This window comes from Acinetobacter sp. YH1901141 (assembly GCF_013416935.1).
In the GTDB taxonomy this organism is placed as follows: domain Bacteria; phylum Pseudomonadota; class Gammaproteobacteria; order Pseudomonadales; family Moraxellaceae; genus Acinetobacter; species Acinetobacter towneri.
Window position 1 is genome coordinate 1 of record NZ_VPEY01000052.1, and the last position, 7110, is coordinate 7110.

Below are 7110 nucleotides of genomic sequence, written 5' to 3' on the forward strand. Positions count from 1 at the left end.
GCTGTGGCTCACGCTCCAGTAGTCCGGAAGGTAGAGCAGGACTTGGAATAAGAGAATGGCAGTGTGTGGAGTGTGGTACGCTCCATGATCGGGATGTAAATTCCGCACTGAATATTCTTGCGCTCGGGCATGAGCGTCTAGCAGTAGGAATCTCCGTCCTTTAGGTCGGGGAGGATGTCAACTAAAATTTGTCTAAAGCTAGGCGCGAATCACTGCCCCACTCTCTGCATCTAAAATACGGCTAGGTTGCTGGCTTAAACCCAAATCACCATTTAAGTAGTGCAATTGTTGATGGAAATATTGCGTTGTCTCTTGCAAAGAGCGTGCAGGGGCAAGTCCCGCAGGATTGGCACTGGTCGATACAATAAAGCCATCAAAGGCATGGCATAACGCCATACATAAAGGATGATTGGTTACGCGCACCGCTACTTTGGGGTGTTGACCTGTAATCCACTCTGGAATTGCGGCTGTGCTGGGTAATAGCCAGGTGGTTGCTCGATCTGTGGGATAAGTATTCGTCCATGACGCAATTACGCGATCTCGCATTTCGGGGTTTAAATCCTGCAGCAAATGCTCTACTTGTGACAGATGTCCTGCCAGTAAAATCACACCTTTTTCAATCGGACGCTGTTTCAGACGCAAAATTTCCAAAAATGCCTGTTGATTATATGGATCACATCCCAATCCCCAAACCGCCTCTGTAGGATAGGCCAGTACCTGTCCTTGTTGTAGACATGCAGCGGCTTCGGTGACAGAAGTTGTAATCATGGGAGTTTTACCTAAACAGAAACGTGAAATAGGCGCTTATTGTGAACCTTATTTGAGTGGACGACAACGCAGATATAAACCTGATTGTTGTAAACAGAAGCCCATGAGTTCCAGTTCCATTAATGCGCTGGTGAGTGTGGCAATATCTAAATTCAGTTGCTGTGCCAAGTGATCGATGCTTTGTCCGACCCAATCCAGTTGTTGATACAGTGCCAATAAATGCTCGGGAATATGCGGTGTACTTGTATCTGCTGTTTTTGTTGTGGTGGTTTGAAGTATTGCTTCAGTCGGTGGTGTAGATAATTTTGCTTTTGTTGAAGCTGCTGTAGTCTGATTTTGGCTTGATGCTATTTGGTTTTGTTGATATTGCCATTGGGTGGGTAGGGCTAAATCTTCAATCACTTGTTCAGGATGATCCACTAAAATTGCACCTTCACGAATCAATTGATGGCAACCCTGATGAAATTCACTGTAAATATGTCCAGGAATCGCAAAAATTAATTTGCCTTGCTCTGCTGCCAGTTTCGCGGTAATCAGCGAGCCACTATTTAAACTGGCTTCAGCAACAATCACGCCTAAACTTAGTCCACTGACAATACGGTTACGTCGTGGAAAATGTTGCTGTAAGGGCTTAGTCTGTGGTAAAAACTCCGTAATCACGGCACCACCAGATTCTACAATTTTTTGGCGCAGGCTGTGATGTGCACTTGGATAAGTGCTGTCCAAACCTGTGCCCATGACTGCAATGGTACGTTGATGTTGCAAAGCACCTTGATGTGCGGCTTCATCAATACCTTGTGCCAAACCACTATTGATAAAGAACCCTTGTTCACTTAAATAATAAGCAAAATCATAAGCCACTTGCCGACCATGCGGGCTGGCTTTGCGACTGCCGACAATCGCAATTTGCGCTTGCAACAAAGCCTGTGCATTGCCTTGCCCAAATAAAATGGGTGGCTTGTTGGAATAGGGTCGTAACTGATTGGGATAGTCCGCATCGTCCAAAGTTAGAATAAAATCGCACTGCTGTTGCAGTTGATTCAGACATTGTTCAAAGGCGAGTTGCCCTGTTGGGCTGAGATATTCTTTGGCGCGTTGTAGATGGTTGGCATGAATGCGCACATCTGACCATGTGAGGAGGTGTTCGGGCTGCACTGCGGCAGCCACGGAACCATAATGTTGTACGAGTTTGGAAAAACTAGACAGTGAATGTTGAACCAAATACCACAACAAAATGTAGTTGATTTGCTGTGGGCTGAATGAATTCAACATCACCATCTCAAACCGTTTTAGTCGTCCATTCGCGGTGCTTGTAGGCTGGCACCGACTTTAATAGGCAATTCGCTGTCTAAGACATAGGCGTAGCTAATGTGGTCAAAGCTCTTGAAGACCATGATATTGCCAATGCGTTCGCCCGGAAGCTGAACACGTTCTTTGGTTTTCGGGTCGGTGACCACTTCGCCTTTTTGCGCTACGCTAAACACATGACCAGATTGCACGCCATGTAATGTCCCGCGACCAATCGCCACAACACTGTGTTTTGCTGCAGTACCAATCGAACCCATCACACGTAGCACCTGACCACCTGTGCTGACATTTTCAGCATGCGTTGGGTAGAACAAGGTTGGCAGCATTGGGTCATAAATTGGTAAGACGCGATCACCACGACGCACTTCGGCATTGTAGGTATCGGTCAATTCAAGTGTGGTGATGTCATTTTCACCACGTACTGCAATACCTGCAGCAACTTGAGTGAGTTCAATGCCTGCATTGAATTTTTGACCATTGGCATCGGTCAGCATGTACGGTTCGCCTTCACGATATACACCGTAGCGTTGACCTACTTCCAGACCTGCACCACGTGCATACACACTTTGACCTTTAGCAGCTAAAACACGTTGATCAGAAGTACCTAAAATATATGGTGTGCCTTGTAACGCATCTGCGGCAATAATGCTGCTGCGCTCTAACCAGTGTTTGATGTAGTCAAGTGGAATCACAGGAATGGTATTATTTAAAGACTCCACGCGAATTTGCGGCTGTAAATTGGTGCTCTTGCCTGCATAACGACGAATAATGCCTTCACAGCCATCGCCTTCATCTTTACCAATAATAGGGCGACCTTCGTAGGTACACATCAACAAACGGTCACCTGGGAAAATCCAGTGTGGATTTTTTACGTGACGGTTACTTGCCCAAATTTCAGGCCAACGTAATGGGTTGTTCAGGAATTTTTTGGAAATATCCCATAAGGTATCGCCTTTTTTTACCACATACACATTTGGTGCGCTGGCTTTTAAGGCAGGCGGATTGATGTTTCGTGCAGGTGCTGCTTCAGCCACACTGATCGCACTAAGTCCCACTGTGAGACATACCGCAAGTGCTAAAACTTGCTTTTTAAACCCCAAGACACGAAAAGAAGATGTGTCTGTCAAAACCTTTTTCATTATCATAATTCCTAAAATTATGTATGTAGTTGCGTTATAATAACGATCTTACACACATTTTTTTGATGAAGCATTCCTTCATTCGGTTTTTTGATCAATGGCATAAGTGAGGATGTCCCATGGCCTTATTACCTATTTTAAGTTTCCCGGATCCCCGTTTGCGTACCATTGCCAAACCCGTCGAAGAAGTCACCGACGAAATTCGTCAGCTTGCTGCAGATATGTTTGAAACTATGTATGCCGCACCAGGAATTGGTCTAGCTGCGACACAGGTAGATCATCATATTCAGCTGATTGTCATGGATTTATCTGAAAATAAAGATCAACCCATGGTCTTCATTAACCCCAAAGTTACCCCATTGACTGAAGAGACCCAACCGTATGAAGAAGGGTGTTTGTCAGTGCCTCAAATATACGACAAAGTTGAGCGTCCGTCACGTGTAAAAATTGAAGCGATTAACCTTGAGGGTCAAACCTTTGAGCTAGAAGCAGATCAACTTCTCGCTGTTTGTATCCAACATGAAATGGATCACTTAAATGGTAAATTATTTGTCGATTATTTATCACCACTCAAAAGACAGCGTGCCCGTGAAAAAGTGGAAAAAGTAGTGCGCCAGCGTCAGAAAGAAAAAGTTGCTGTGAAGCGTTAAAACAAACAACCATCTAGTTGTCCATGTTTAGACCAAAGCATAAAAATCAGCCCAATTTCGATTGGGCTTTGTTATACTTGCGCCACACAAATTCAGGATAGATGTTTTTGTTGTTGCGTAGTGGCTTACTGCTTTCATTTATCGCAGTTTTTTTACAGATTGCTGTATTTTTACAGCCTTTGCTGCCTGAGCAATATCAAGTTGCGCCAGTCTGTGAAACCATCACGCGTGCACTTTTGTTGCCACAAGCCCACGCCGTGCATACAAATTCTTCGCATACTGCACATTCATCTACATCACAGACCGATGATCAACAACTGACTGCACAGCATGGACATCATCATCACGATGCTTCACACCAATGTCAGTATTGTACGGTCTATGGCAACTTGGTCTTGCCACCTGAATTAGAGCTTAAAGAAGTGCTTGATCGCATTCAGGTACGTCTTTTGGCTTTCCAAAAACGTTTTCAACACGTTTGGTTTGCACTTCAGCAACTCTTTTTACTTCCGCAGGGACGTGCTCCACCTCACTTTGCATAAATTCAATGTTTTTCGGGTCTGCTTTGACCCTAACTGTATTTATGTTTTGAAGTGAGAAATAAAATGGCTCAGCCTAAATTTTTATTACAGCCCATTGCGGCTGCAGTTTGTGTTGCCTGCTATTCAGCAAGTGCGTTTGCCGATCAAAGTATGCTGTCTGCGAATACGCATAGTCTTGCGCCTATTGTTGCAACCGCACAACAGGGCAATGATGCCAATGGTTTGGTGGTTCGTGCTAATCCAAAACAACCCATTCAGCCGATTCCAGCCACAGATGGTGCAGACTATTTGCAAAGCATAGTTGGCTTTAGTGCTGTCAACAGTGGTGCGGGTACCAATGGCGATGTGACCTTCCGCGGCATGTTCGGTTCACGTATTAAAATTTTAACCGATGGTTCTGAAAACTTAGGCGCATGTCCTAGCCGTATGGATTCGCCAACTTCTTATATTTCACCAGAAAGTTTTGATGAAATTACCGTGATTAAAGGCCCGCAAACGGTGCAATATGCCAACACGGGTTCGGCAGCAACGGTGTTGTTTGAGCGTAAGCCTGAACAATTTGGTGAAGGTCAAAACTATCGTGGACAAGCCAGTGTTTTGATGGGTTCATTTGGTCGTTTGGATCATAATGTTGAAGCGGCTGCGGGTGATGAGCATAAATACATCCGTTTAAACGCCAACCGTTCTGTGGCAGACAGCTATAAAGATGGCAATGGTACAACTGTTCCTTCAGATTGGGAGCGTTGGAATGCCGATGTGGCTTTAGGTTGGACACCCGATGAAAATACTTGGCTTGAGCTGACAGGTGGTCGTGGTGATGCCGAAGTGGTTTATGCAGGCCGCATGATGGATGGTTCTGAATTTGACCGCGAAAGTTTGGGTTTACGTGTAGAAAAGTATAATGTCTCAGATGTGATTCAAAAAATTGAAGCGCAAGTGAACTATAACTTTAATGATCACGTCATGGATAACTATAGCTTACGCCCAAAACCGAAGATGGAAATGGCAACCAATGTGGCACGTAAAACCTTAAATGCACGTGTTGCTATGACCAGTGAATGGGAAAAAATCAAACTGATCTCAGGTATTGATACACAAAATAATGAGCATAGTATCCGTAAAACCACCAATGGTGTGGTTTACCAAAATATGCCTCGTATGAAAGATATGAAATTCCAATCCATCGGTGCATTTGGTGAGCTCACTTATGATTTAGGTGGTGATAATCAATTTGTCACAGGGCTACGTCTCGATCAGATAGGTGTAAAAGATCTCCGTCAAGATTCAATAATGAAAGGGTACGGCTTAAAACGCGATAAAACTTTACCAAGTGCTTTTTTGCGATTTGAGAATATTCATCCTGAACATGAGGATGGCAAAACTTACATTGGTTTAGGTTATGTCGAGCGTATGCCAGATTATTGGGAACTATTCAGCCCTGAATTGGGTAATGGCAATCCAAATACCTTCAAAAGCATCGATACAGAAAAAACTTTACAACTCGATTTAGGCTATCAACATACGCATGGTCATTTCAGTTCTTGGGCATCTGCTTATACAGGTTTGATTCAAGATTTTATTTTGACCAAATACAATGCCAGTGATAAAGCAGAAACGAGAAATGTCGATGCTGTGATTGCCGGAGTCGAAGCAGGAATTGGTTATCAGTTTACCGATGCGGTTCAAGCAGATGTGAGTGCTATGTATGCGTGGGGTGAAAACACCACAAACAATACGCCGTTACCACAAATTTCACCTTTGGAAGGACGTTTAAACCTGCGCTATGTTCAGGATAAATATACTTTAGGTGCATTATTACGTGTTGTTGATGGTCAAAGTCGTATTAGCGAACGTGAAGGTAATATCGTGGGCTATGATGTGAAAGAAAGCAGTGGCTTTGGCGTATTGTCTTTAAACGGCAGCTATAACCTCAATAAAAGTGTTGATGTGTCTGTGGGTATTGATAACGTACTGGATAAAACTTATACCGAGCATCTAAACAAAATGGGTAATGCGGGTTTGGGTTTTGCTGCGAATGAGCAATTTAATAATATTGGTCGTAACTACTGGGCGCGTATCAGTATGAAGTTCTAATTTGAACTTTATTTAAACCAAAAGCAGGGCTTAGGCTCTGCTTTTTACTTTTTTATTAGAATAATTTCATATAAAACAATAGATTAAATCTTGTGATTGTATTTTGAAGAATTGCGCAGATTTTTATTAAAATAAATTTATGAGATAAAACAGTGGCTTATCTGTTTTGGGGTTTATAAAATAAACACTCGATATATTTCTTTTACAAAAAGCCTTGCATGGCAAAATATTTGGCCTATAATGCACATCCATCGGCGGCGATGTTGATAAAAACTTGTTGAAAAACAATAGCTTGGTTGATTGATTTAAGATTAATTGAGTTTGTTTTGAGTAGATGGGTTTGAAAATAAAATCAACATTGCATGTTGACTTTATGGAAATAAAGCGTAATATAGCCGACCTAGCTTGATGCTGACGAAGCATCGAGAAGATCATTAAGAGATTATGAAGAACAACTTGTGTGGATTTTTACTGATTGATTGATCGAAAATATTTCATTGATTGATTGGTTTAAATTACTCGAAGTTTATTTGAGCGAAATTTAAGTCAGAAAATTGATGAGCCAGATTTGGAAGTTTAGATTAAAACTTCAAAATGATTTTAACTGAA

At 42.7% G+C, this 7110-nt stretch carries 7 protein-coding genes; 4 read left to right on the plus strand and 3 right to left on the minus strand.

Going from position 1 to position 7110, the window contains the following annotated elements; all coding sequences use genetic code 11:
- The coding region (locus FTV52_RS14085; RefSeq protein ID WP_178319679.1) for a zinc ribbon domain-containing protein at positions 1-164 on the plus strand (164 nt) is incomplete at its 5' end.
- A gap of 34 nt (positions 165-198) precedes the next feature.
- Here FTV52_RS14085 and FTV52_RS14090 read toward each other — a convergent pair.
- From FTV52_RS14090 to FTV52_RS14100, 3 genes are read right to left on the minus strand one after another with little or no spacing between them, the layout of a single operon-like run.
- A complete protein-coding gene (locus tag FTV52_RS14090; protein ID WP_004970120.1) occupies positions 199-768 on the minus strand; it encodes an L-threonylcarbamoyladenylate synthase in 570 nt (189 codons plus the stop codon).
- A gap of 48 nt (positions 769-816) precedes the next feature.
- Positions 817-2040 (minus strand): DNA-processing protein DprA, encoded by a 1224-nt coding sequence (dprA, locus tag FTV52_RS14095; RefSeq protein ID WP_004970117.1) that lies wholly within the window; start codon positions 2038-2040, stop codon positions 817-819.
- A 17-nt stretch (positions 2041-2057) separates the two neighbouring features.
- Positions 2058-3215: a LysM peptidoglycan-binding domain-containing protein gene (locus FTV52_RS14100; RefSeq protein ID WP_179991022.1), complete on the minus strand. Its 1158-nt coding sequence runs from the start codon at positions 3213-3215 to the stop codon at positions 2058-2060.
- Between the two features lie 119 nt (positions 3216-3334).
- On the opposite strand from FTV52_RS14100, the gene def reads away from it, so the two are divergent.
- The 3 genes from def to FTV52_RS14115 all read left to right on the plus strand — a co-directional run bounded on the left by def (position 3335) and on the right by FTV52_RS14115 (position 6501).
- Positions 3335-3865, plus strand: coding sequence for a peptide deformylase (gene def / locus FTV52_RS14105; RefSeq protein WP_154321169.1), 531 nt, complete (start codon positions 3335-3337; stop codon positions 3863-3865).
- Positions 3866-3972: 107 nt separating this feature from the next.
- Positions 3973-4407, plus strand: coding sequence for a DUF2946 family protein (locus FTV52_RS14110; RefSeq protein WP_179991023.1), 435 nt, complete (start codon positions 3973-3975; stop codon positions 4405-4407).
- Between the two features lie 63 nt (positions 4408-4470).
- Positions 4471-6501 (plus strand): TonB-dependent copper receptor, encoded by a 2031-nt coding sequence (locus FTV52_RS14115; RefSeq protein WP_179991024.1) that lies wholly within the window; start codon positions 4471-4473, stop codon positions 6499-6501.
- Positions 6502-7110 lie beyond the last annotated feature (609 nt).